Genomic DNA, 25408 nt, shown 5'->3' on the forward strand with positions numbered 1-25408 from the left:
TGTTTATTGGTGCTGACACGCCTGAAAATCTTAAACAGCAATTCGATAAAATTCGTGCGCTTGCATTAAGCCATGGGCGCAATGAGCAAGCTATTAAACTCTTTGTCGGTATTAGTGTGGTGACGGCAGAAACGGACGAGTTGGCTCAAGAAAAACTCGCCGAATATATTCGCTATGCCAGTCCAGAAGCAGGTTTGGCACATTTTTCAAGTTCGGTCGGAATAGATTTGGCTCAGTTCACAGATGATGAAGCGATCCCCTATAAACAAACCAATAGCATTGCCTCGGTCAATAACAAATTTAAAGAACAAAAAGTTACCCGAGCAGATTTAAAAGCCCAGCATGTACTGGGAGGACGCTACCCGCTAATAGTCGGGAGCGGAAAAACTGTAGCAGAAAAACTCATCCAGCTCTTAGATGAAACTGGCGTAGACGGCTTTAACCTTACACGAACCGTTGCTCCAGAGTCACATCAAGACTTTATTCGTTGGGTCATCCCAGAGTTACAAGAGCGTGGCCGTTATAAAACTGCCTATGAAACAGGTAGTTTACGCCACAAATTATTCGCTCAAGGTGACCGACTGTCCGCAGACCACCCAGTACAGCAGTATCGCTGTCAAAGCTCGCCCCCTCATACTCAAACACAGCAAAAACAAACCGCATAAATTTTAAAATACGAGAAATATCATGGCTCAAACTGCAAAAACAAAATTTACCGTTATTGGGGTAATTGTCGCCGCTATCGTCATCGCACTAGTGGCTTGGTCTTATCATAAAAAATCGAGTAACACTGAACTGGTGATTGGGATCAGCCCACCCTTTGCCAATCCGTTAAAAGTGGCTGTAGAGGAAGCGAAACAGCAAGGCATCAACGTCAAACTGGTGGAGTTCTCAGATTGGAATACCCCAAATATCACACTCAACCATGGTGATATTGATGCCAACTATTTCCAGCATCAACCCTTCTTAGATAACGCTATCAAGGAGACCCAATTTAAACTGAAAGCACTGGATAAAGGCGTCACCACACACGTCGGTTTATATTCAAAAAAATATGACTCGATTGATGCGATTCCTGAAAATGCACGTACAGTTATTCCAAATGATCCAGTCAACCAAGGCCGTGCGCTTTTACTGTTACAACAGGCTAAATTGATTAGCTTAAAAGACCCAAACAATCATCTATCGAATCTGCACGATATTGTGAGCAATCCTAAAAAGCTTCAGTTTATTGAAGTTGAAGGTCCACAAACTGCACGTGCCGTTGATGATGCTGACTTGGTCTTTAGCTATCCACATTATTTACGTCTTGCAAAAACCATCGACCCAAATGACGCGCTAATCTTAGATGACAACACCAATACCCTGTATTCGATTTTATTTGTGGTGCGTGACGACTACCAACAGCAACACCCAGAGAAAGCCGCACAACTTGAAAAGTTCATCAAGATTTATCAAACATCGGACAAAGTTAAACAGACTTTGAATAGTGAAATTGGCGAAAAACTTTGGTTCCCTGGTTGGAAGTGAGTATAGGCTATGACGCAATCTTTCACTCAAAATCGAAAAAAATGGCTGATTGGCTTGAGTGTCATCGTGGCAATTTTTGCTCTAGCGGGTTACCGCTATAGCAAAAGCCATGCGCAGGATAATGTCTTAACGATTGGCATTAGCCCACCTTATGCAGAATTGCTGCAAAGCGTGGCAGATGATGTAAAAAAGCAAGGTATTCAGGTCAAACTGGTTGAATTTTCGGACTGGCATGCGCCAAATGTTGCCGTGCAAAATGGTGACATTGATGCCAACTTTTTTCAGCAAAGCGTCTTTCTACGCAATGCAATTCGCGAAACAAATTATGACCTGCATGCATTCGCCACAGGAACAGGAAGTCATGTCGGACTATATTCTAAAAAATATCAGTCCTTAGATGCACTACCCACTCAAGCCCGTGTGGTTATTCCCAATGACCCTGTGAATTCAGCGCGTGCACTGATTTTACTGCATCGTGCAGGTTTGATTCAGCTCAAAGATATCAACAATGAATTGTCTACTGTAAAAGATATTGTGAGCAATCCTAAACAACTTCAGTTTATTGAAGTAGAAGGCCCACAAACTGCCCATGCATTTAATGATGCCGATTTAATTTTTGGCTTCCCGCATTATTTAAAAATGGCTAAGGTCACAGATCCGCATCATGCCCTTTTTCTTGATCCGATAGACAAGAAATACGCCATTTTATTTGTGACACGTAAAGACTATCCAGACCAAAACCAAAAACTTGCGACTTTTGTGCAAGCATTCCAAAACTCAAAACATGTTCAAGAAATTTTAGACCGTGATTTTGGCCAAGGTCTGTGGTTTGAAGGCTGGAAATAAGGAGAAAAAGAATGGTCAGCTTTGGTTCTCATGTGGATTTTTCCATTCCACATATCAAAATTCGTAATTTAAACAAACACTATGCAGTACAAGGGCATAGTGTACATGCACTCAAAAATATTAACCTCGACATCCCGACAGGGAAAGTGTTTGGCATTATTGGCAAAAGTGGCGCAGGTAAATCTTCCCTACTCCGCACCTTAAATGGTTTAGAACGTATTAATGAAGGTCATATCCATATTCATCAGCAAGACTTGGCGGCATTGAACCATGCTGAATTAATTCAGCTCCGCCAACGCATTGGCATGATTTTCCAACATTTTAATTTAATGTCTGCCAAAACAGTCTATGAAAATGTCGCACTGCCCCTCATCGTTGCCAATTATCCCAAACAAGACATCGAACAACGAGTCAATGAAGTTTTACAGTTGGTTGGGCTGAGCGATAAGGTTCAGCATTACCCATCACAACTGTCTGGCGGTCAAAAACAGCGTGTCGGCATTGCCCGTGCATTGGTTCACCATCCTGAAATTTTACTCTGTGATGAAGCAACATCTGCACTCGATCCAGAAAGCACCTCTGTGGTGTTGTCCTTGCTCAAAGAGATCAATCAGAAGTTGGGTATCACCATTGTATTGATTACCCATGAAATGCAGGTGATTCGGGAAATCTGCGATCAGGTCGTGGTCATTGATGGCGGTGAAATTGTGGAATCAGGTGAAGTTTGGTCTGTGTTCTCTCAACCGCAGCAAGGCATTACCCAAGAACTGCTGAATCTAGAACAACTCGATTTGCCTTTTCGCTTAAATGCGGGACCCACGCAGCTTGATACACATGCCATTTTCAAAATTCGCTCGACTTCAGATGCGCATCATCCACCTGACTTAAAACAGATTTTGGAGTACTTTCCACAAACTGTGCATTTGTATCAAAGTCAGGTCGACACCATCCAAAACCATTTAATTGGAACATTGATTATTGCTGTTCCCACACAGGACTTAGAAATTCAATCGCTACTACAAAAACTAAAAGCGCATGTCACACATGTAGAGGTACTTGGCTATGCACGACCAACTCATTGATTTATTACTGACAGGTACTATCGACACCTTAATCATGGTCGGTGCATCTGCATTTTTTGCCTTACTCATTGGTCTGCCAATGGCAGTGGTTCTCGTCAGTACCTCTGAGCATGGCATTTATCCCTCTAAAAGTATCAACCATAGCTTAGGCTGGTTGGTAAACATCACCCGCTCCGTTCCCTTCCTTATATTAATGGTGGCCCTGATTCCACTCACACGTTGGATTGTAGGCACCAGTTATGGCGTTTGGGCAGCAGTTGTCCCTTTAACTTTGGCGGCAACCCCCTTTTTTGCACGAATTGCAGAAGTCAGTTTACGTGAAGTGGATCAAGGGTTGATTGAGGCTGCGCAAGCGATCGGCTGTAACCGTACTCAAATCATTTGGCATGTGTTGTTACCTGAGGCACTACCCGGAATTGTCGCGGGTTTTACCGTGACCATTGTGACCATGATTAACTCCTCTGCCATTGCAGGCGCCATTGGTGCGGGTGGTTTAGGTGATATCGCCTATCGCTATGGTTATCAGCGTTTTGATATGCAGATCATGTTGGCCGTGATTGTCGTGCTCGTGATTTTGGTAATGTGTGTACAAGCGATTGGCGACAATCTGGCAAATCAGCTTGATAAAAGAAAGGTTTAATCACATCTCCCATATCAAGTAGAGCACTCTACCCCCACTTAAGTTTTTAACCCTCCTTTTTCTAAGGAGGTTTTTTAATATCAAGTTCACTACCTACTTATAATCGCTTCTGATTTATGACAGCAATCTAATCAACCGAATTAAAAATGTTTTATTTCAAATTCATATAGAAAAATATGGCTCTCAATATACAGATAGACATGTATAAGCTATAACGTATCCTCAAGCCTAAATAAGAATAATCCCCCTAAGATGAGTCATTCCTCTAAAATTAAAGTACTCGCTTTCGACATCTTTGGAACTGTCGTGGACTGGCATTCTTCAATCGTCCAAGAAGTGGAACGCCTAGCCTTGAACATCAATGCCAATCAATTTGGATTAGACTGGCGTGCAGGCTATCGACCTGCAATGGATCAGGTTTTGTTGGGTCAGCAGCCGTGGACTTCCATTGATGATATTCACCGCCTCATTTTGGATGAGCTTTTAGTGAAATATCAAATCTCCACACTGAGCGAAGCTCAAAAAAGCGATTTAAACTTTATTTGGCATCGTCTCAACCCTTGGCCAGATACAGTCGTAGCGCTTAATCAATTAAAACAAGATTATATTATTTGTACCCTTTCAAATGGCAACATCCGTTTATTGGTCGATTTAGCAAAGTATGCAAAATTGCCTTGGGACACTATTTTCTCTGCTGAAAACGTTAAAGCCTACAAACCTTCTCCTAAAACCTATTTAGGTGTCGCAGACTTACTTAATGTTGCACCCAATCAAGTGATGATGGTGGCTACCCATCAAGATGACCTTGCTGCAGCGCGTGGCTGTGGACTTCTGACGGCTTATATTGAACGCCCCTTTGAGTATGGTGCAGCTCAATTGAAAGACTCTAGTCCTTACATAGACAATGATCTACATGCTACAGATCTGTTAAATCTAGTTTCTTTATTAAAAGAAAAGGCTTAAAAGGCTCGTATATAGGGCTTAAATGAGGACGTTCTGCACGCAACATGATTTACAACTTTGATTCTTCTGCCCTGAGACCTGACTTTGTCATGGCTTTCATGTAAAATCACTGGCAATTTTTATATAACACGTTGTGAGTTATTTCATGGGTTTTAATTGCGGTATTGTCGGCTTGCCGAACGTTGGTAAATCTACACTTTTCAATGCATTGACTAAAGCTGCTATTGCTGCTGAAAACTTCCCATTCTGTACCATTGAACCGAACACAGGCATCGTTCCTGTGCCAGATCCACGTTTAGACAAACTTACCGCAATTGTAAAACCTCAACGCGTAATTCCAACGACTATGGAATTTGTAGATATTGCAGGTTTAGTTGCGGGCGCATCTAAAGGCGAAGGCTTGGGGAACCAATTCCTTGCAAATATTCGTGAAACGGATGCAATTGCTCACGTTGTGCGTTGTTTTGAAGATGAAAACGTCATTCACGTTAACGGTAAAATTGACCCGCTTGATGACATCGCAACCATCAACACGGAACTTGCACTTGCTGACTTAGAAACTGTGACAAAAGCTGTGACTCGTTTAGCAAAATCTGCAAAAGGTGGCGATAAAGAAGCGCTTGCAACCAAAGCGGTTTTAGACAAAATTTTACCTTTACTTGATGAAGGTAAACCTGCTCGTGCAGCTGACTTAGATGACGACGAACGTAAATTGGTTCGTGGCTTTGGTTTAATGACTTTAAAACCAACCATGTATATTGCGAACGTTGCAGAAGATGGTTTTGAAAATAATCCGCATTTAGATGCTGTGAAAAAACTTGCAGCTGAAGAAAATGCAATCGTCGTTCCGCTTTGCAACCAAATCGAAGCTGAAATTTCACTACTTGAAGATGAAGACCGTGCTGAGTTCCTTGAAGCTTTAGGTATGGAAGAGCCGGGTCTAAACGTGGTGATTCGTGCAGGCTACGGTCTTTTGGGTTTACAGACTTACTTCACGGCGGGTGTACAAGAAGTTCGTGCTTGGACCGTTAAAGTGGGTGCAACTGCACCACAAGCGGCAGGTGTGATCCACACTGACTTCGAAAAAGGTTTTATCCGTGCTGAATGTGTTGCTTATAATGACTTTGTTCAATACAACGGTGAAGCAGGCGCGAAAGAAGCAGGCAAATGGCGTTTAGAAGGTAAAACCTACATCGTTCAAGACGGTGATGTTCTACACTTCCGCTTTAACGTATAAGCCATTTCGAATATAAAAAAACCCGATACCAATCGGGTTTTTTTATAAGCTTAAACCAAGCTTAAAAACAGCATTAAATAACATATAAACACCTGATCCATTTGGATCTCACACAATATTATAACTTCTATTCTTTTGTATTATCGCTAATTTAATCACAGGCGCTAATGCCTTCATTGAACAAACGAAAATGAAAAAGATCAGCACATTTATTGCAGCAGGTTTATTCACCACCCTTAGTGCAACAGCATTTGCATGCCCTCAAGGCACAACACTGTCGGGTGGTACAGGTGCAAATCATAAAGGTGGTAAGTGTGTCCCGACCATGAACATGGCAAAGCATGATCATGGCATGAAACAAGAGAAAGTAGCAAAGCAAGATAAAATGGCTAAACATGATCCAGCCATAAAGCAAGATAAAATGGTGAAACATGATTCAATGAAAGCCAATGATATGACCAATAAATCCCATAAAGATTCTCATGCTCCAAGCCCGAATGCATCCAAAGTTCAGCCAGATACACATAAAGTCTCGAAGACATCTTAAAACAGCATAAAAAAGCCAGTGAAATTCACTGGCTTTTTAAACTGATTTTATTAAGGTGATATCACAGAGACATGCTTATTGTCCATTGTCGCACGTTGTTTACGCGCTGCATCTAGCATCCGTTGCTCGATATCTTTTCTAAAACCAAGCATAAACACCATTTCAGCCAAAACAAATAATGGACCAATGGCGAGGCCAATTACATCGTCCATAAACGCTGGTTTTTTCTTTTCATAAAAATGTCCAACGAACTGAAACACCCAACCCACCACAAAAATACCAATACTTAAACTTAACCAAAGACCCAAATCAAATTGCGCAATTTTATACGCCAATGGATAAGCCATGGCATAGATCACCAGCATGATCAGACCAAAAATTCGATCTAAGCTCAGGTAGTAAACAATACTCGCTAAAATCAAAACCATCGCCAAAGTGATTTCAAAACCACCCACAGCCCAGCCAGCTCTTGCGGTTAAGCACATAATTGAAAACACAATCAGGGGAATACCCACAAAGTGGGTCATAATATTCTTATGATCGAGATGGTAAGCCGCATATTGGCTAAGTAACTGCTCAAGCTTTGACATTTTAATCGTCCTTGTAAAATACTTTTATTCAATATATAAAAAAAACTCGACCTAAGTTGTCGGCTAAGTGACAATTACAAATATGGAAATTTTTAAGATTCATTATAAGGATTGAATGTGCTTAAGGAAGCTGAACTCCACATTTTAAAAAATAACATTTGGTATTCCCAACTACCTATTTTATTTCAAGATTTCATTTCACAGTACGCTACACAAGTGCATATAGAACGTGATCAGGCCGTGTTTCATCATGGCGATGCTTTCGACGGAATCTATGCCGTCCTTCATGGGAAAATCCGCTTAGGCTATATTGATATTGAAGGAAATGAGTCAATTGCGGCAATTGCTGAGCCTATCATGTGGTTTGGAGAAATTTCATTAATTGATCAACAACCTCGCTCCCATCATGCAATTGCTGTTGAAAAAAGTACCATTCTAAAAATTTCCAACACTGCCATTGAAGACTTACTCCACACACATCCGAAATTTTGGTTTCATATTGCGCAGCTGAGTTCGCAAAAGTTACGTCTCGCATTTTTGGAATTGATCGCTATCCAAAGTCAAAATATTAGCCAAAGGTTGGCTCAACGCTTGCTTTTTATTTTGAATGGCTATGGCAACCATGTGCATATTGAAAACCATATGATACATCTTTCTCAAGAACAGCTAGCCCAAATGTTAATGTGTTCAAGGCAAACCATTAACCAAGAATTACATCAACTAGAACAACAAGGGATTTTGAAAATATCGTTTAAAAAAATTGAAATTCTTAATCTTCCAAGGCTTCATACGCTAGCACACGCAACAATGTAATTTCGAAAATAAACTTAAGATCTTCTCTCTCCACTCGCATTGTTTGAAAACAATATTTTTTATGATTCATATTCACTTAAGGAGCCAAAATTCATAATTAAACATACAATTTACATATTTCCGTTTACATTAAATATCTTTATATTTCAGTTAGGCGCGAATGCCTATGACATAAAAGATGAATACGATGAAAAAAATCACAACACTTCTCACAGCAGGACTTTTCTCAGTACTAAACGCATCAGCATTTGCCTGCCCTAAAGGTACAACTTTAACTGGTGGAACAGGCCCAAATCACAAAGGGGGTTCTTGTGTAACAGTGAATGGCGTAGCTCAAAAAGCAAAAACATCCGAAGTAAAAGCCGAAACTACAAAAATGAAAGATAAAACGACGACTACCAATAAAACAGCCACTGCTAAATCTAAAGGTACTGTGGAAAATGTAAAAACTACGACAGCAACCAAAGTGAATGCTGAAACCAATACAAAAGCAAAAAGCTCTAATCAGGCAAAAGTAAAAAGCGAAACAAAGAATCAAGTGAGCAAAGACGTAAAAAATAAAGATGCAAAAGCTGTTTCAAATAGCACCTTAAAATCGTAATTCATCGTAATCATTTAAAAAAGGCGAAATTATTTTCGCCTTTTTTATTCAAACTAAAAAATATTGTTATTGGCTTTCGTGTTACCTAAATTTGGATGATCAATGGCATCCTTACACTGAACTTTGTCACGCTCATATTCGTGTTGCGCTTTTATGATCTGCCTATCTTTCTCTAAAGTTGCTCGCGCCCAGACATCCAAACTCGTCAACGCCTTTCGGCATAACGCATACTTTCCTTCAGTCACGGAGTCGGTCATTTTGACATTAATACGCCACTCTGTACTGAGCTTACGTGCAGGTTGTCGTACTTTAGTCTCGATTTGATCCAGTTGTTTGTGATAGACCAAACTATCGACTTCATTAATAAATGCCCAAGCACGCTGTGCATATTCTGTTGCGTCATTGGTAATTTTTGGCGCAGCCTTAATTTTTACTTTTTGTTCAGGAGCTTGCTCTGACTGTCCACAAGCTTGCAAAAGTAAACTGCTCACAATAATAGCAGCCAGCCCTAAAGTACGTAATTCGAGCTTCAACATGGTTAAACGCCTCAACAAACAATTCGGCACTATGCTAGTGAATTCAGTTACAATACACAATCAATTTTGACCTAGTGATAAAGTCTTCTTCAAGGTGTGTTGTGTCCGAACTTAATCCCACTCCTGCACAAGCTGCTGGCTTTTGGCAAGGGGCTAAGGATAGCCAAGCGATTATCTTTACCTATCTACCTGTTTCTTTTGCCTTTGGTGTATCTGCAACCCAGTTTGGCTTTAGTGCATGGGAGGCTTTATTTTTATCCTGCTCAATGTATGCAGGTGCTAGTCAGTTTTTAGTCGTTGCACTGCTCGGTAGTGGTACATCTATTTGGATGACTGCCCTCACTGTCATTGCCCTAGATATTCGTCACTTACTCTACGGCCCTGCGCTACAGAACCTAATTCAAGATAAACTGAACCTAAAGAAAACTGCTATTTGGTCATGGGGATTAACCGACGAAGTCTTTGCTTCAGGCATGATCAAGTTGTCACAGCGTCGCCAAGAATGGTCTGAGTCTTGGATGCTGGGTTTAAGCCTATTCAGTTGGCTCGCATGGGCGACAGGTTCTTTTCTAGGTGGAATGTTTGCAGACCAAGTCAGCCATTTACCCCAGTTCTTACAAGCCGCTTTAGACTTTTTATTGCCTGCACTGTTCTTAAGTTTCTTATTGGCGGCATTTGAAAAGAGGCACACTTTCGTGGTCGCTGTGACTATTCTGGTATCTGCGATTGCCTGTTACTTTATTGACTTATCTGCTGCCATTTTTATTGGCATCAGTTCAGGTATTTTTGCTGGCTTGTTTAAGCACTATATACTGAAAAAACCAGACCCCGAACATAGTGGAGATCAAACATGAATATCGAAATTATCTTGGTCGGCATTTTAGTGGGTATTGCAAACTTTGCTTCACGCTTTGGGCCATTCTTCGTCATTCAAAAGCTTCAACAAGGTTCACAAAAGCGCGGTGCTTTATGGTTGAAGATTGCATTGGGTTCAATTGGTATTTCAGCAATTAGTTCGATGCTTGTGGTTGCAACTTTGCCACCACTGTTGGATGCACCCAATAAAAGTTTTGCCATGTTAGTCGGCTTCATTGTCTTGGCTGGCCTTTATTTCAAATTTAAGCAAATTGTCCCTGCTACACTGACCGCAGCACTCAGCTACGGCTTGGTATATACCTATATTCCTGTAGTTTTTTAACTATCTGTTCCCCCTAAAACTTAACTTGACCTAAACTCAATTTACAAAACGGCTAAAAGTATCAATTTTAGAATGCATTTTTCGTGGCATTTTGAATTTGGTTGAGCAATTCTCAGAAATACGATTTTGCTACTTCAAATGCACGTATGTAAACACAATCGCTTTATAAAAAAAATTGTTGGACAATATCATTAATTTATGTGAATGAACCCTGAACACCTTTAAGAGTTCTGCTATTCTAAAAGCCCATAAAATCAAGCATGGATGATTTACATGAGCGTTACTATTGGTACCCCACTTCAGTCTTCAGCATTTAAAGTCCTGCTACTGGGTTCTGGAGAGCTAGGGAAAGAAGTTGTGATTTCTCTACAACGCTTAGGTGTAGAAGTTCATGCTGCTGACCGTTACGATCATGCTCCTGCAATGCAAGTGGCACACTATGCCCACACCTTAAATATGGCAGATGCGACAGCGCTGAAACAACTTATTGAAGACATTAAGCCGAACCTGATTGTTCCTGAAATTGAAGCCATTGCAACCCAAGTATTGGTTGAAATCGAACAAGCAAATATTGCCACAGTCATTCCATCTGCAAAAGCAGTAAACCTCACCATGAACCGTGAAGGCATCCGTCGTTTAGCTGCTGAAGAACTGGGTTTGCCCACTTCTGCTTATCGCTTTGCCAACACCTTAGAGTCGTTCCGTGCAGCATGTGATGACATTGGTTATCCAAACTTTGTTAAACCTGTCATGTCATCTTCTGGTAAAGGTCAATCCCGTGTAAAAGAGTTCGCAGAAGTAGATGCTGCATGGGAATATGCGCAAACAGGTGGTCGTGTAAACCAAGGAACTGTGATTGTAGAATCGCAAATTGATTTTGATTTTGAAATCACTCTATTAACAGTTCGCTCTAAAAACCCTGAAACAGGTGAAATTGAAACGTCGTACTGTGATCCAATTGGTCACCGCCAAGATGCGGGTGATTATGTAGAAAGCTGGCAACCTCAAGCTATGTCACCAGTGGCCCTCGATGAAGCAAAGCGTATTGCCAATAAAGTTACCATCGCATTGGGTGGCTGTGGCATTTTCGGTGTAGAACTCTTTGTCAAAGGCGATAAAGTGTGGTTTAGTGAAGTATCACCACGCCCACATGACACAGGTCTTGTAACGCTTGCTTCTCAGTTCCAAAGTGAATTTGAACTTCATGCGCGTGCGATCTTAGGTTTACCTGTAAATACGGCACGTCACAGTGTTGCAGCCAGCGCCGTAATTTATGCGGGTGTAGATGCAAACAACTTATCTTTTTCTGGCTTAAATCTTGCTTTGGCAAACCCAAATACTGATTTACGCATTTTTGGTAAGCCAGAAGGCTTTACACGTCGCCGTATGGGCGTTGCAACAGCACGTGCTGAAACAACTGACCAAGCACGTGAACTCGCTGCTCAAACAGCAGAACTGGTTAGCGTTCATCAAAACTAAGCGTTGTTAAAATTTACGGATACGGAACATGATCAATACTTCTCCACTGCTTAGCTATGTCAGCAGTAATCACGACATTAAAGCGATCAATCAATGGCGTAGTGATGTCGAAAATCAATTACAAGAAAGTTTTGATCATGGTCAATCCATCCGTGATGTCATTTTAACCCGTTCAAATTTGATTGATGAGGCACTTATTTTCCTTTGGAAACATGCTGAACTCAATCAAACCGATTTGAGCTTATTTGCTGTTGGTGGCTATGGTCGCCGAGAGATGTTGCCATATTCAGACGTAGACATCATGATCTTGTCTGAAGATGAATTTAGCGAAGAACAAGAAAAGCTCATTTCTGTCTTTATTTCCTCCCTATGGGATGTCGGCAATTTCAAACCCGGCATTAGTGTACGTACCATTGCCAACTGTGTTGAACAAGCCACAAATGACTTAACTGTTGCCACAGCCCTCATCGAGTCCCGTTTAATTATAGGCAATGAACACTTAGCCAAATGGCCACGACGTATTGTTTCGCAAACATGGACAGATAAAACCTTCTATGATGCAAAAATGGAAGAACAGGCCAAACGCTATGCGCAACACAACTTCACAGAAAGCAATCTAGAACCCGACATAAAAAATGCGCCGGGTGGCATTCGCGACATTAACCAAATTGGTTGGATTGCAAAGCGGCATTTCCGCGTCAATCGCATTTATGACTTGGTGCATTTGGGCTTTATTTCAGAGTTCGAGTTAGGGGTATTAGAAGAAGCCGAAAGCTTCCTCTGGGAAATTCGTCATCACTTACATCGCCTCACCAAACGCGATGAAAACCGCTTATTATTCGACTATCAACGCGATATTGCTGCGAAGTTTGGCTATGTGCGCGAAGAAGGCAAATCCCCGAATTACCCAATTGAGCAATTCATGAAGCGTTATTATCGAAGCGCTCAACAAGTGACTACACTGAATGAAATGCTGTTGGCTTATTTCAACGAGTCGGTCATTACCCCACGCCTACCAAACTACGAACGTAACATTGAAGAAATCAATGAAAATTTTAAACTAGTTGATGGCAAACTAGCTGTTCAACACCATAAGATTTTTTCTGAAAACCCAAGCGCCATCTTAGAAATTTTTTATTTATTGGCAAACCGCCCTGAGATTACGGGTATTCGTGCACGGACTTTACGCCTCCTCACTTTAGCTGCAAAGCACATTGATCAAGAGTTTCGGGATAACCCAGCCCATCAAGCCTTGTTTATGGCGATCATTCGCTCACCACATCGCTTATATGAGACGATGGTGGCAATGAAACGTTATGGAGTATTGGGCAACTATATTCCTGCATTTGGGCAGATTATGGGGTTAATGCAATATGACTTGTTCCATATCTACACAGTCGATGCGCACACCTTACTACTACTGCGTAACTTAAACCGCTTCAAAGAGCCTGAGTTTGCCAAAGACTTCCCTGTCGTGAGTTCGGTGTTCCAACGTCTAGCACGTCGGGATATTGTCTATTTGGCTGCCATTTTCCATGATATCGCTAAAGGTCGTGGTGGAGACCATAGTGAGTTAGGTGCAACTGATGCGATTGAATTCTGTCGTAATCATGGTTTTACCGAACGTGAATGCAACCTTGTCGCATGGCTCATTCAAAACCATTTACTCATGTCCGTCACTTCTCAAAAGAAAGATATTTCTGACCCCGATGTGGTTAAAGCTTTTGCTGAGAAAATGGGCGACATGGAACATCTCGACTATCTGTATACGTTGACTGTTTCAGATATTAATGCCACCAATCCTTCGCTTTGGAATACGTGGCGCGCTTCTCTCATGCGTCAGCTCTATACGCATGCACGTGATGTGATTCGCTCAGGTTTAGGCCGTCCTGTGGATTATCAAATGCTCATTGAGGACACCAAGTTTTCTGCCAGTGAACAACTGGTCGAAGAGTTTGCACTGGATGACGTCGAAAAAGTCTGGCAAGAACTGGGCGATGAATATTTCCTCAAAGAATCTGCAGATGAAATTGCTTGGCACACACGTGCTATTTTACAGCACGGTGATAACCCAGAACCGCTGGTTTTGATGCGTGCACAGCGTAAATTTGCTCAGGATGCAGTACAAATCTTTATTTATACTCAAGATCAGCCCAACTTGTTTGCAACAACGGTTGCCATACTTGACCGTATGAATTTGGATGTACAAGATGCGCGTATTATTACCGCAACCAAAGCATTTAGTTTAGACACTTATGTCGTGCTTGACCGCTTTGGCACCCTACTGACTGACCCAGAACGTGAAGCCAAAGTACTGTCTGCTTTAAAAGATGCCTTAGTCAATTCAGATAAATATCCTGGTCTCATGCAACGCCGCATCCCACGTCAGCTGCGCCATTTTGACATTGAAAATACCGTTGATATTACGCTGAATGAAGCACTGCAACAAAACATGGTCGAAATTGCAACACTTGACCATCCCGGCCTACTTGCCAAAGTGGGCGGGTTGTTTATGATGCAAGGTCTAGATATTCACTCTGCTAAAATTGCCACTCTAGGTGAACGCGCCGAGGATATTTTCTTTGTCACCAAAAAAGATGGTCAACCCATGACTGAAACTGAAGCTGAGACTTTTGCTGCTCAACTAAAATCTGCCTTAGATGAAGCGTCTAGTCAGGTCTGTGGTCAACATTAACAATACACACTGGTATTTTGTTTCATGAACTCGAGTTTATCCCTTTTACATCCTTATCCTTTTGAAAAGTTAAATAAACTATTTCAGGATATTACTCCTGCAGACTTACCCCTCATTCCACTCTCGATTGGTGAGCCTAAGCATCCTGCGCCAGAGTTTGTGAAACAAGCCATTATTGATAATTTTCAACATTTATCGACCTATCCAAACAGTAAAGGTCTGCCAGAATTACGTACCAGTATTGCAAACTGGTTGACCCGTCGTTTTCAACTCAATCAAATTAGTGCAGAGAACAACATCCTGCCTGTTTCTGGTACCCGTGAAGCAATCTTCTCTTTTGTTCAAGCCTTGGTGAACCGCGAAGATGTACCTTATGTGGTGATGCCTAACCCGTTCTACCAAATTTATGAAGGTGCTACCTTACTTGCTGGGGCAAAACCATATTTTGTAAATTGTACTGAAGAAAATGGTTATCTCGGTGACTTTGATGCTGTGCCTGCTGAGGTCTGGGAAAAAACTGCCTTATTATTTGTTTGTACGCCAGGTAACCCAACAGGTGCGGTACTCTCAAAAGAGCAGTTTAAAAAATTAATCGCACTTTCAGATCAATATGGTTTTGTCATTGCATCGGATGAGTGCTATTCAGAACTTTGGTTTGATACTGCGCCTGTGGGTCTACTCGAAGTTTGTGCTGAAATAGGCCGAAATGACTACAAAAACTGTGTTGTATTCCACTCATTGTCTAAACGCTCAAACTTACCGGGTATGCGCTCTGGCTTTGTCGCGGGTGATGCAACATTACTCAAACCCTATTTACAATACCGTACCTATCATGGTGCAGCGATGCCTGTACAACACCAGTTGGCTTCGATTGCGGCTTGGGATGATGAAACACATGTTGAAGAAAACCGTGTGCAATATCGTGCAAAATTTGACTTATTTCAAAACGAATTAGGCCACTTACTCCCTCTACAAAAACCAGATGCAGGCTTTTACTACTGGTTAAAAGTAGATAATGATGAAGCTTTTGCAAAAATGCTGATGGAGAAAGCACATGTCAAAGTACTTCCAGGGCGTTACTTGTCACGCAATACTGAGCAAGGCAACCCAGGCGAAAACCATGTGCGTCTTGCTCTAGTCGCCGACCTTGCACAGTGTGAGCAAGTCATTTCGCGCTTAAAAGCAATTTTATAAATAAGTTCATCTAAAAAAGAAAACCTCCTGTAACGGAGGTTTTCTTTTTTTTCTTCGATTAAAAATCAAATGATGCACTAAGCATGAATGTACGAGGTAAACCAGCAACCAAGTAACCATTATTGGTATTGCTTGTACTGTTGATATTGTCATACAGACCAACGGAACTCCAATAATCTTGATCAAATACATTATTCACAAGGAAGTTAAATGTAGTTGGGGTTTGCCCCAACTGAGTTTTATAACTTGCACCCAGATCAAGCGTAGTCCAATCATTAACCTTCAAGTTATTGTCCAGACTAGCATAGGTGGAACCCGTGTAAGTCAATTGAGCGTTCAAAGAAATATCTTGCGGAAGGGGCAACTTCCAATTTGCACCAAGATTTGCCTGAAACTCAGGAACACCTACTTCATAATTTCCATCATAGGTCGTCGAACCTGTTTCTTCTTGCTTTGCATGCATCCACGTCACCCCACCTAAAACAGTTAAGGAGTCAGTAAGCTTGCCATAACTACTTAACTCTAGACCACGATGGACATATTCACCAGCATCACTGAATACACCATTTTGCATGACGCCACGCTGTTTATTAATATCAAATAAACTTAGTGTCACCCCAAGATCGTCATTTTCATATTTAGCTCCAATTTCTTTTTGCTCTGCTACAAAAGGTTTGAGTGACGTTGTGACACCACCACTTGTATTCGTTAGCCCTTTAGCTAAAGACTCAATGTAATTAGCATACACCGAAATTTCAGGTGTGATTTTATAGGTTATCCCAAGTGCTGGTGTCCATTTACTCTCGTCATACGTGCCTGTTTTCACTTGAGAATAGTTATATGTATCTTGAAGAATTTGCTGATAACGCGCACCCAGCATAATGACTAAGGTATCATCCAATGCTGTCAAATTATCACCAATTGCAACACTTCTTAGACGTGTACGTGTAGTTAATTTCGGACTATCCATATTTCCACCTGAGAATGCCGGAGATAGAGCAGCAGGTTGGTCATATTGAATAGGTTGATAAATATTAGAATTCAACGGATTCCCCGAATCCATTAAATAAGCATTTCTGGTATTCAGTTGAAATACTGAACCAGAAACAACCACATTATGCTTGATCGAATCCGTATCAAACTTCCCACGTAGCCCGACTTCGCCAGTATTAACCATGTCAACACGGGCATTATCAAAACGGTAAAGCGTACTTGCTCCTGTAGAAGCATTTCTCAAAGTGTAATTTGCTAATGAATTTTGCTCTTCACCATGACGGAATCCATAAGCCATGTAAGTAGTAATCGCGTCATTGAAATCGTATTCAGCACGGTAACTTCCAAAAATATTTTCTTCATTTGAATAAGACCATTTTTGAGCATAATTACTCGAACTATCTATAGCTTTTGGTACTGATGTTAATCCAGCAGCTAATGTTACATTTGGTCTCGTTGCATTTAAACGATTATTGCTATACCCCATATCACCAGAAAGACGTAAGCGCTCACCATTGTAATCCAATCCAATTGCAGCGAGTCCAAGCGATTTCTTTTCATCATCAACGGATGTATTTCCATCATGATAGGCGGTATTTACTCGCACCCCAAACTGCTGATTTTCACCAAAACGTCGCTAAATATCATTCGAAAGATAACCGCCATTAAAATCTGTACCGATAGTTACGCGATTTAACGGGTCATTTCCTGCTCGCTTCGGTAAGAGATTTATTGCTCCACCAATCCCGCCATTGCTCGGCATAGCCCCATTTAAGAATGAAGATGCACCTTTTAATACTTCTACACGCTCAAAGAGTTCTGTTGGAATATACTGGCGAGGTAAAATTGAGTATAAACCATTATAAGCGGTGTCATCTGATCCCAAGTTAAAACCACGGATGTAGTAATTTTCCTGAAAGTTGCCATACCCCCGCCCTACACGCACGCTAGGATCTGCTTTAAGTACATCACCTACACTTTTCGCTTGACGTTCTTGGATATATTGATTGGTATAGCTGGCCAAATTAAATGGTGTATCAAGATTCTTTTGATTCCCAAAAATCCCGACTCGACCACCAGTTGCTACTTGTCCACCAGCGAAAGCTTCCATTAAACCATTTGCAGAAGCATCAGCACTTGCAACAATTCGAATTGTTTCTAAAGCTGTGACATTGCTCGCTTGAGATGATGAGTCAGATTCAATGGCCACTTGAGTTTCAGCAGCATGTGAAATGCTGTACCCAGATACACATGCCATCATTAACACCAATGGTTTTAGTTTAACCATTTCCCACCCTCTTTCATCAATCTAAAATTCGAACCTGATAGTAAATGAGAATTAGTCTTAATCAAAACTATTTGATTCTTATTTGGATAGTAAATTCAAATGAGAATTAATTACTTCATTGCTATAAGTTATATAAATCAACAAACTCTAGACATTATTAAGCTTTTAGATTAGCCCATCTATAAACAAAATTATGGCAAAAATCGCAAAACAGAGACCTGATACCTTATAAAGCCAGCCCAGTTGCCTTGTTAAATACTGGTTCCAATGATTTAGGCTAAAAAGTTTCAACAACAGTAAATTCCAAATCAATACTATCCCCACCATCCACAGACTAATGCAAAGTAATTGAACTACATTAAATTTCGAATAAACCAAAAGAATCAGACTACTATAGAACAGCATATTCTTTGGGTTCAAAAGACTAGACTGTAACCCCCTGACAAAACAAGCGCCTCTCGCTTGTGGGGATGGCTGTATATTTTCATCTATTTTGATTTTTTCTTTCTGCACATAAACTAAACACTGCCACGCCAAATACGTTAGATAAACAATGCCTAATCCACGCAATAACATCAACACATAGGGATGGATGTAACCAAGCCAGCACAATAAAATAAAAATCAATATTAGAATTAAGGCATTACCCGTCACGATACCCAAAACGGTATATCGTGCCATTTTTCGACCACTCTTCAGAAAAGTTAGCAAAATCAGGAAAAAATCTGGACCCGGAGAAAGCAAAGCAACAAAATGTGTCACAGCAATAATAATGAAAAGTTCCATCACATAACTCAATAAAAAATCGAGTTAATTCTAACGATTACTTAAAATGGACTCTTGGATAAAATTGCGCGATGTTGCTTCTGATAAAATTTCGGTGTTGTCCCTGTCAAAGCTTTGAAAACGCGCTGAAAATGACTTTGATCACTAAAACCTAGCGCATAACTTAATTGCGCAATGTCCATACCTTGCTTCAAGAATGAGCGTGCTTGATTTATTTTATAATTGAGCTGATAAGCATGTGGCGTCATACCTAACGATGCTTTGAAAAGCCGAATAATGGCATAGCGACTCAATTGTATTGCTTTTGACATTTCTTCTAAAGATAAAAATGCTTCTTCTTGCTGGATCATCGTCAAAAGATGACTCAATTCTTCTTGTGCATAGGAACTAACTACAATTTGCTCAAGTGCAATTTGAGGTAATAATAACTCAGCGAGCGTCGTAATTAAAATCTGTTCTTTTTCCCAATAGGACAATCTAGGGCTAAATAGCTGATTGTTCAACCGACTGAAATCTTGATACATGTTGGCATCTTTATAGATTTTCGGTTTAAATTTAGGTATTCCTAAATAATCTTGCTCTGTTTCATATAGAAGTTGTTTCAGCCAAGATGCATCTAAATGCATCATTTGATAACTCCATGCTTGTCCTTCCACTGGATTACAAGCATGCTCCACATGTTCTGGAATCAAGACCAACGTACCCACTTCTATAGCTTGTGTTCCCGCAAAGGCACTACTAAATATACTTCGCCCCTCATCTACAGCCCCAATCGAAAAAGTGGAATGGCTATGCGACTTATAACAGGCACGACTTTCACATGCCCTACGTGTTTCCACATAAGGCATGCATGAATCACTCCAAAACTCTACACCATCAGGCTGAAACTGACTATTCACAACCAGTCCAAAAAAATTTAAGCTTGCAGTGCTTTTTCAATATCATCTTGAATTGCTTCAGGTTTAGTGGTTGGTGCATAACGATTGATCACTTTGCCATCTTTTCCAATTAAGAACTTGGTAAAATTCCATTTAATCCCACTACCTAAAATACCTTTACTATTATTAGTTAAATAACGAAAGATGGCGTGAGCCTCAGGGCCTTTCACATCGACTTTGGAAAACATAGGGAAACTAACTCCATAGTTCTTTTGACAGTATGCGCCTATTTGCTCATTACTTCCCGGATCTTGCCCCCCAAATTGGTTACAAGGAAAGCCCAAAACTTCAAAACCTTGTGCCTTGTATTGTTCATATATTTTTTCTAAACCTGCAAATTGTGGAGTAAAGCCACATTTACTGGCTGTATTAACTATGAGCAGGACTTTGCCTTCATAGTCAGCAAAAGATTTATTTTTCCCATCTAACAATTCCGCTTCAAACTGATAAATGTTTGTCATGGATAAGTATCCTCATCACTTTTTTCTTGTGTTTCTAGTTCTAATGAAGCCGAGTTTACACAGTAACGTAAACCTGTAGGCTCAGGTCCATCTGTAAAAACATGGCCTAAATGAGCATCACAGTGATGACATACAATCTCAGTACGCACCATGCCATGTGAAGTATCCTGATGCTCTTCTATAACAGCTGTATTTACGGGCTTATAAAAACTTGGCCATCCGCAACCGCTGTCATATTTATTTTCAGAAATAAATAAAGGTGTCCCACAGCAGCGACATACGTAAGTCCCTGCTTGTTTAGTATTCCAATATTTACCTGTAAAAGCTGGCTCCGTCCCCTTTTGTCGCGTAATGCGAAATTCCTCTGGTGATAACTCTCTTTGCCATTCTCGGTCTGTTTTACTGAGCTTTCCCATGATTAGGTCCCTTTCTATCTTGCTATTTAAAATAGGATAATCCCATATTTACGTGATTCATCTTAAAATTTCTAGTGTTTAATTCACAATTTACAAAAGACCTATAATCCCAATAAAAGCAAAAAGTAAGCAAATTTAAAAACATGGTGAGCAATTTTATTTCTTAAATGCTTTTTTGGAAGCAATTTTAATGTTACTCTTATAGGCATTCTTGCTTAGGATTAAAAAATGTCGCAAAAAAAGAGCGTTATTTTTAAACATCTACTGCCTGTGATTAAACAATATCAACAGGTAGGATTTACGCATGAAAAAATTGTTGCTTTACTTAGAGATGAACATGATCTAGACCTAGTAACAACAGAAACATTTAAAAGTTATTTATATCGTTATGCAAAAGTGACCTCCACTCTTTCCGAGAACATCAAAATGCCGAACACTCTCCAAACCCCACGCGAAATAAAAAAATCGTCTAAGCTTGAGCATGTATGCTACGACATTCGTGGACCAGTGTTACGAGCGGCCAATGAAATGGAAGAAGCTGGTCATAAAATTATCAAACTCAATATTGGCAACCCTGCACCGTTTGGCTTTGAAGCACCTCAAGAAATTATTAACGATGTGGCTTTAAACCTGCCAAATGCAGTAGGTTATACCGACTCAAAAGGGATTTTCCCTGCGCGTAAAGCCATCTGTCAGTACTATCAACAAAAAGGCATTTTAGATATGCACGTTAATGACGTGTATATCGGCAATGGTGTCTCTGAATTGATCGTGATGGCGATGCAAGGCTTGTTAGATGATGGTGACGAGATGCTCGTCCCGATGCCAGATTATCCGCTTTGGACGGCTGCTGTGAATTTATCAGGCGGTACAGCGATTCATTATAAATGTGATGAAGAAAACTTCTGGTATCCCGATATTATAGATATGGAGAGTAAAATCACACCACGCACCCGTGGTATCGTGATTATTAATCCAAACAATCCAACAGGTGCAGTTTATCCACGTCATGTGCTTGAGCAAATCGTTGCATTAGCTAAAAAGCATGATTTAATTTTGTTTGCAGATGAAATTTACGACAAAATCGTTTATGACGGTATTGAGCATGTTTCTGTAGCAGCGTTAGCGGGTGACCAACTCTGTATTTCATTCAATGGTTTATCTAAAGCATACCGTATTGCGGGTTACCGCTCAGGCTGGATGGCAATCACAGGTGATAAGTCTCGTGCGGTCGACTATATTGAAGGTTTAGACATGCTCGCTTCTATGCGTTTGTGTGCCAACCACCAAGCACAGTATGCGATCCAAACAGCTTTAGGCGGTTACCAATCAATCAATGATTTAATTCGTCCAGGCGGTCGTTTGTACGAACAGCGTAATATTGCTTGGCAAATGTTGAATGACATTCCTGGCGTATCTTGTGTTAAACCTGAAGGCGCGATGTATTGCTTCCCGAAATTGGACCCAGAAATCTATCCAGTTCAAGATGATGAAAAACTGATGCTTGATCTACTTCGTGCGGAAAAAGTACTTCTGGTTCAAGGCACAGGCTTTAACTGGCCTACACCAGATCATTTCCGTGTGGTATTCCTCCCTGCTGAAAATGAACTACGTGAAGCCATTACCCGTGTAGGTCGTTTCCTTGCGAAAATGCGTTAATTGATCACTTAAAAAAACCGTACTTTATGTACGGTTTTTTATTTACAAAACTGTAATACATCACTTTTCAAGTTTGGCATAAGTTTAAAAGAAGCAGCCATTTTGCTGTGATTCCATTGAGATGATGGGGAGTCGCTTATGGGGACAATTGCGGTAACATCCTGGAAATACAATGCTTCTTCACGCTATTTAAAAATTTTCTATGCCGATGGTTCAGGCGAGTTGTATCATCCCGTGCCTGAATTTGTTTATAACAATTTAGTTCGATGTAATAATAAAACAGCTTTTGTTCATAAATATTTAGAATATGATTTGCACTTTACACGCTTAAGTATTCATTAATTTTTCAAGTACAAACAATCAGGATTTATCCTGATTGTTTTTCATGATCTCTCGTCACTAACAACAAACCTGCGCCAATCGCCAGTGTAGACAAACTAAACTGCTTTTCTTGCTGAATAAGTGCTATAAAATCTGCAACTTGATCCGCATGCGATAGAACATTATCAACCACCAAAACTCCGCGTGAAACACACATTAGTCGTTTCAAATCTGGCCAATAGTCGATATAAGCATCACGCTCAGCATCTAGCAATATAAAATCAAAGATGGCTTGCGACTGCTTCAGATATTCAGCTGCATCACCGACCCAAAACTCAACGCCATTGGATAAATTGAAATCCGCAAGATGACTAGCGGCTTGCTGACTTCTCTCAGCATCAATTTCCAAAGTGGTTAATCGAGCATTCACTTGCTGTGCTGCATAAGCTAGCCATAATGTTGAGTAACCTGTTGATGTACCTATTTCTAATATCTGCTCAGGCTGCTGAATATGAAGCAGTTGCGCCAAAAATTGTGCAGACTCGGGTTCAATATTGCGAAAGCGTGCAATACGATCTGTTTGCTCACTATCATGTTCTTGAAAGCGATGATATAAGGCCGATACTTTACTCAAAAATTCTGCATGCATCATCAAATCCCCTCTACTTTACTTAGCTTCGTTTATACTTCTTGAATCAGTTTAAAGCGCTCAACCTCGCGGTCATCCTCTAGCATTACCGCTTCAGTAAACATGGCAAATGGACGCACCCAAATCGAGTAATCACCATATAAACACTGATAAACCACCAGTTTTTCTTCAGTTTCACTATGTGTTGCCACATGTAAAACTTGATACAGTTGCCCTTTATAATGTTGATAAATACCACGTTGTAATTGCATCAGTTACTTCCCTATTTTTTAACTGTCTCGATCATACCGAATTTCAGCTCACTAAACTGCGAATCAGTTGAAAAATCATTTAAATTCCCCATATAGCTTTATGAAATGATTCAAGAAAACACCTTAAAATCTATAAAACCGATTATTAAAATAAAAACAAACTGTTTTATCTATTTTTAGATTTACTCTATGATTCTTTTATCAAATAATTTTACAGACTGCTTTGGAGAGCTTAACCATGTTAGATCAAAATACTTCAGCTCAATTAAAAACGCTTCTTGAACGCCTTGAAGGTCCGATTGAATTGGTTGCAACTTTGAACGGTTCTGAGAAATCAGACAAAATCAAAGAATTGGTTGAAGAGGTTGCAGCACTGTCTCCACTGGTGACTGCACGTTTTGATGGTCAAAACTCACGTGCACCGAGCTTTGGTGTAGCAAAGGCGGGTGAAGAGCCTCGTGTCTTCTTTGCAGGTCTACCAATGGGGCATGAGTTTACCTCTTTGATTTTGGCATTGTTACAAACCTCAGGTTACGCACCCAAAGTATCAGATGAAGTTTTGGCTTCAATCAAAGCTTTGGGCATCCAGTCTAACTTTGATGTATTTGTCTCTTTAAGCTGTCATAACTGTCCAGACGTGGTGCAAGCCTTAAACCTGATTGCCATTTACAATCCGGGTACGACAGCCACCATGATTGATGGTGCATTCTTCCAAGACGAAGTTGAAGAGCGCAAAATCATGGCTGTACCAATGGTGTTCCAAGACAACAACCATATCGGTCAAGGCCGTATGACCTTGGAAGAGATTGTTGTCAAACTGGATACCAATTCCGCAGCTAAAGAAGCTGAAAAACTCAATGCCAAAGATGCTTTTGATGTTCTCGTGATTGGTGGTGGTCCTGCGGGAAATACCTCTGCTATCTATGCAGCGCGTAAAGGTATTAAAACCGGAATCGTGGCTGAACGTATGGGTGGTCAAGTCATGGATACCATGGACATTGAAAACTATACCTCGATTCAAAAGACCCAAGGGCCAAAGTTTGCTGCTGAAATGGAAGCACATGTACGTGAGTACGGTGTGGACATCATGAACTTACAACGTGTTTCTCACATCAAAGGTGCAGATGAGACCGCGAATGGTTTGGTTGAAGTCACTTTAGAAAATGGTGCGAAGCTTGAATCTAAAACAGTCATCCTTTCAACAGGTGCACGTTGGAGAGAAATGAATGTACCGGGTGAAGCAGAATACCGTACTCGTGGTGTTGCTTACTGTCCACACTGTGATGGCCCACTGTTTAAAGGCAAACGTGTTGCCGTAATTGGCGGGGGGAACTCAGGTGTCGAAGCGGCAATTGATCTTGCTGGGATTGTGGAACATGTAACTTTGGTTGAGTTTGATACCAAACTACGTGCTGACCAAGTGTTGCAAGACAAATTGCATAGCTTGCCTAACACCACAGTAATCCTGAACGCCCTATCAACCGAAGTTGTGGGTGATGGTTCACAAGTGACAGCATTGAAATATAAAGACCGTGCAACCGATGTAGAACATACGGTTGAGCTTGCAGGAATCTTTGTACAAATTGGTTTATTACCAAACACCGATTTCCTCAAAGAAACAGCGGTTGAGCTTTCAAATCGTAATGAAATTGTGATTAACGATCGCAATGAAACCAATGTCAAAGGTGTATTTGC

The 25408-nt window shown here is 40.7% G+C and carries 26 protein-coding genes and 1 pseudogene; 18 read left to right on the forward strand and 9 right to left on the reverse strand.

Annotation, left to right across the window (positions count from 1 at the left end; all coding sequences use genetic code 11):
- From B4F08_RS10255 to B4F08_RS10290, 8 genes are all read left to right on the forward strand, one after another.
- A partial coding sequence (locus tag B4F08_RS10255; RefSeq protein WP_291374306.1) for an LLM class flavin-dependent oxidoreductase occupies nucleotides 1-665 on the forward strand: 665 nt, incomplete at its 5' end.
- Between the two features lie 22 nt (nucleotides 666-687).
- Nucleotides 688-1530: a MetQ/NlpA family ABC transporter substrate-binding protein gene (locus B4F08_RS10260; protein ID WP_291374307.1), complete on the forward strand. Its 843-nt coding sequence runs from the start codon at nucleotides 688-690 to the stop codon at nucleotides 1528-1530.
- Between the two features lie 9 nt (nucleotides 1531-1539).
- Nucleotides 1540-2376: a MetQ/NlpA family ABC transporter substrate-binding protein gene (locus tag B4F08_RS10265; RefSeq protein ID WP_291374308.1), complete on the forward strand. Its 837-nt coding sequence runs from the start codon at nucleotides 1540-1542 to the stop codon at nucleotides 2374-2376.
- Between the two features lie 11 nt (nucleotides 2377-2387).
- Nucleotides 2388-3458 (forward strand): methionine ABC transporter ATP-binding protein, encoded by a 1071-nt coding sequence (locus B4F08_RS10270; protein WP_291374309.1) that lies wholly within the window; start codon nucleotides 2388-2390, stop codon nucleotides 3456-3458.
- Nucleotides 3439-4098 (forward strand): methionine ABC transporter permease, encoded by a 660-nt coding sequence (locus B4F08_RS10275; RefSeq protein WP_004693438.1) that lies wholly within the window; start codon nucleotides 3439-3441, stop codon nucleotides 4096-4098. The genes B4F08_RS10270 and B4F08_RS10275 overlap by 20 nt, the downstream gene beginning before the upstream one ends.
- A 252-nt stretch (nucleotides 4099-4350) precedes the next feature.
- Entirely contained in the window at nucleotides 4351-5061 is a 711-nt protein-coding gene (locus B4F08_RS10280) for a haloacid dehalogenase type II (RefSeq protein WP_291374310.1), read from the forward strand.
- A gap of 145 nt (nucleotides 5062-5206) precedes the next feature.
- Nucleotides 5207-6298, forward strand: coding sequence for a redox-regulated ATPase YchF (gene ychF / locus B4F08_RS10285; protein ID WP_004693442.1), 1092 nt, complete (start codon nucleotides 5207-5209; stop codon nucleotides 6296-6298).
- A 190-nt stretch (nucleotides 6299-6488) separates the two neighbouring features.
- Entirely contained in the window at nucleotides 6489-6845 is a 357-nt protein-coding gene (locus tag B4F08_RS10290) for a hypothetical protein (RefSeq protein WP_291374311.1), read from the forward strand.
- 50 nt (nucleotides 6846-6895) lie between these two features.
- Here B4F08_RS10290 and B4F08_RS10295 read toward each other — a convergent pair whose 3' ends face one another.
- A complete protein-coding gene (locus B4F08_RS10295) occupies nucleotides 6896-7435 on the reverse strand; it encodes a DUF962 domain-containing protein (protein ID WP_086209329.1) in 540 nt (179 codons plus the stop codon).
- A gap of 117 nt (nucleotides 7436-7552) precedes the next feature.
- Between B4F08_RS10295 and B4F08_RS10300 the strand changes: the two genes are divergently transcribed.
- Both B4F08_RS10300 and B4F08_RS10305 read left to right on the forward strand, forming a co-directional pair.
- The gene (locus tag B4F08_RS10300; RefSeq protein ID WP_291374312.1) at nucleotides 7553-8248 is read left to right on the forward strand and encodes a Crp/Fnr family transcriptional regulator; all 696 of its coding nucleotides are present in this window, start codon (nucleotides 7553-7555) and stop codon (nucleotides 8246-8248) included.
- A 187-nt stretch (nucleotides 8249-8435) separates the two neighbouring features.
- The gene (locus tag B4F08_RS10305; RefSeq protein WP_291374313.1) at nucleotides 8436-8849 is read left to right on the forward strand and encodes a hypothetical protein; all 414 of its coding nucleotides are present in this window, start codon (nucleotides 8436-8438) and stop codon (nucleotides 8847-8849) included.
- A gap of 53 nt (nucleotides 8850-8902) precedes the next feature.
- Here the strand turns inward: B4F08_RS10305 and B4F08_RS10310 are convergent, their stop codons facing one another.
- A complete protein-coding gene (locus tag B4F08_RS10310) occupies nucleotides 8903-9385 on the reverse strand; it encodes a hypothetical protein (RefSeq protein WP_291374314.1) in 483 nt (160 codons plus the stop codon).
- Between the two features lie 101 nt (nucleotides 9386-9486).
- On the opposite strand from B4F08_RS10310, the gene B4F08_RS10315 reads away from it, so the two are divergent.
- The 5 genes from B4F08_RS10315 to dapC all read left to right on the forward strand — a co-directional run bounded on the left by B4F08_RS10315 (nucleotide 9487) and on the right by dapC (nucleotide 15951).
- Nucleotides 9487-10239 carry an AzlC family ABC transporter permease gene (locus B4F08_RS10315; RefSeq protein ID WP_119063837.1) on the forward strand — a complete coding sequence of 251 codons (753 nt, stop codon included), beginning with the start codon at nucleotides 9487-9489 and terminating at the stop codon, nucleotides 10237-10239.
- Nucleotides 10236-10583, forward strand: coding sequence for an L-valine transporter subunit YgaH (gene ygaH, locus B4F08_RS10320; RefSeq protein WP_086209333.1), 348 nt, complete (start codon nucleotides 10236-10238; stop codon nucleotides 10581-10583). Before B4F08_RS10315 ends, ygaH begins: the two co-directional genes overlap by 4 nt.
- 264 nt (nucleotides 10584-10847) lie before the next feature.
- On the forward strand, nucleotides 10848-12062 hold the full coding sequence (purT, locus tag B4F08_RS10325) for a formate-dependent phosphoribosylglycinamide formyltransferase (protein ID WP_291374315.1): 1215 nt from the start codon (nucleotides 10848-10850) through the stop codon (nucleotides 12060-12062).
- Nucleotides 12063-12090: 28 nt separating this feature from the next.
- Nucleotides 12091-14757, forward strand: coding sequence for a [protein-PII] uridylyltransferase (gene glnD / locus B4F08_RS10330; RefSeq protein WP_291374316.1), 2667 nt, complete (start codon nucleotides 12091-12093; stop codon nucleotides 14755-14757).
- A 24-nt stretch (nucleotides 14758-14781) separates the two neighbouring features.
- Complete coding sequence (dapC, locus tag B4F08_RS10335; RefSeq protein ID WP_086209336.1) at nucleotides 14782-15951, forward strand: succinyldiaminopimelate transaminase; 1170 nt, start codon at nucleotides 14782-14784, stop codon at nucleotides 15949-15951.
- Between the two features lie 58 nt (nucleotides 15952-16009).
- Here the strand turns inward: dapC and B4F08_RS10340 are convergent.
- The 5 genes and pseudogenes from B4F08_RS10340 to msrB all read right to left on the reverse strand — a co-directional run bounded on the left by B4F08_RS10340 (nucleotide 16010) and on the right by msrB (nucleotide 20833).
- Nucleotides 16010-18232 (reverse strand): annotated as a pseudogene (locus B4F08_RS10340) (TonB-dependent receptor).
- Between the two features lie 165 nt (nucleotides 18233-18397).
- A complete protein-coding gene (locus B4F08_RS10345) occupies nucleotides 18398-19018 on the reverse strand; it encodes a LysE family translocator (protein WP_086209338.1) in 621 nt (206 codons plus the stop codon).
- 41 nt (nucleotides 19019-19059) lie between these two features.
- Complete coding sequence (locus B4F08_RS10350; protein WP_291374320.1) at nucleotides 19060-19866, reverse strand: AraC family transcriptional regulator; 807 nt, start codon at nucleotides 19864-19866, stop codon at nucleotides 19060-19062.
- A gap of 68 nt (nucleotides 19867-19934) precedes the next feature.
- Nucleotides 19935-20417 (reverse strand): glutathione peroxidase, encoded by a 483-nt coding sequence (locus B4F08_RS10355; protein WP_086209340.1) that lies wholly within the window; start codon nucleotides 20415-20417, stop codon nucleotides 19935-19937.
- Entirely contained in the window at nucleotides 20414-20833 is a 420-nt protein-coding gene (gene msrB / locus B4F08_RS10360; RefSeq protein WP_004693474.1) for a peptide-methionine (R)-S-oxide reductase MsrB, read from the reverse strand. Before msrB ends, B4F08_RS10355 begins: the two co-directional genes overlap by 4 nt.
- Nucleotides 20834-21061: 228 nt before the next feature.
- Between msrB and B4F08_RS10365 the strand changes: the two genes are divergently transcribed.
- Together B4F08_RS10365 and B4F08_RS10370 are read left to right on the forward strand one after the other, a co-directional pair.
- Nucleotides 21062-22492, forward strand: coding sequence for a pyridoxal phosphate-dependent aminotransferase (locus tag B4F08_RS10365; protein ID WP_291374317.1), 1431 nt, complete (start codon nucleotides 21062-21064; stop codon nucleotides 22490-22492).
- A gap of 138 nt (nucleotides 22493-22630) precedes the next feature.
- Nucleotides 22631-22834: a KTSC domain-containing protein gene (locus B4F08_RS10370; RefSeq protein ID WP_086209342.1), complete on the forward strand. Its 204-nt coding sequence runs from the start codon at nucleotides 22631-22633 to the stop codon at nucleotides 22832-22834.
- Between the two features lie 25 nt (nucleotides 22835-22859).
- Here B4F08_RS10370 and B4F08_RS10375 read toward each other — a convergent pair whose 3' ends face one another.
- Together B4F08_RS10375 and B4F08_RS10380 are read right to left on the reverse strand one after the other, a co-directional pair.
- Nucleotides 22860-23465: an O-methyltransferase gene (locus tag B4F08_RS10375; protein WP_119063828.1), complete on the reverse strand. Its 606-nt coding sequence runs from the start codon at nucleotides 23463-23465 to the stop codon at nucleotides 22860-22862.
- 29 nt (nucleotides 23466-23494) lie between these two features.
- The gene (locus B4F08_RS10380; protein ID WP_291374318.1) at nucleotides 23495-23713 is read right to left on the reverse strand and encodes a DUF1653 domain-containing protein; all 219 of its coding nucleotides are present in this window, start codon (nucleotides 23711-23713) and stop codon (nucleotides 23495-23497) included.
- A 238-nt stretch (nucleotides 23714-23951) separates the two neighbouring features.
- On the opposite strand from B4F08_RS10380, the gene ahpF reads away from it, so the two are divergent.
- The coding region (ahpF, locus tag B4F08_RS10385) for an alkyl hydroperoxide reductase subunit F (protein WP_291374319.1) at nucleotides 23952-25408 on the forward strand (1457 nt) is incomplete at its 3' end.

The sequence above is a fragment of the Acinetobacter sp. UBA6720 genome (assembly GCF_002454215.1).
GTDB lineage: Bacteria > Pseudomonadota > Gammaproteobacteria > Pseudomonadales > Moraxellaceae > Acinetobacter.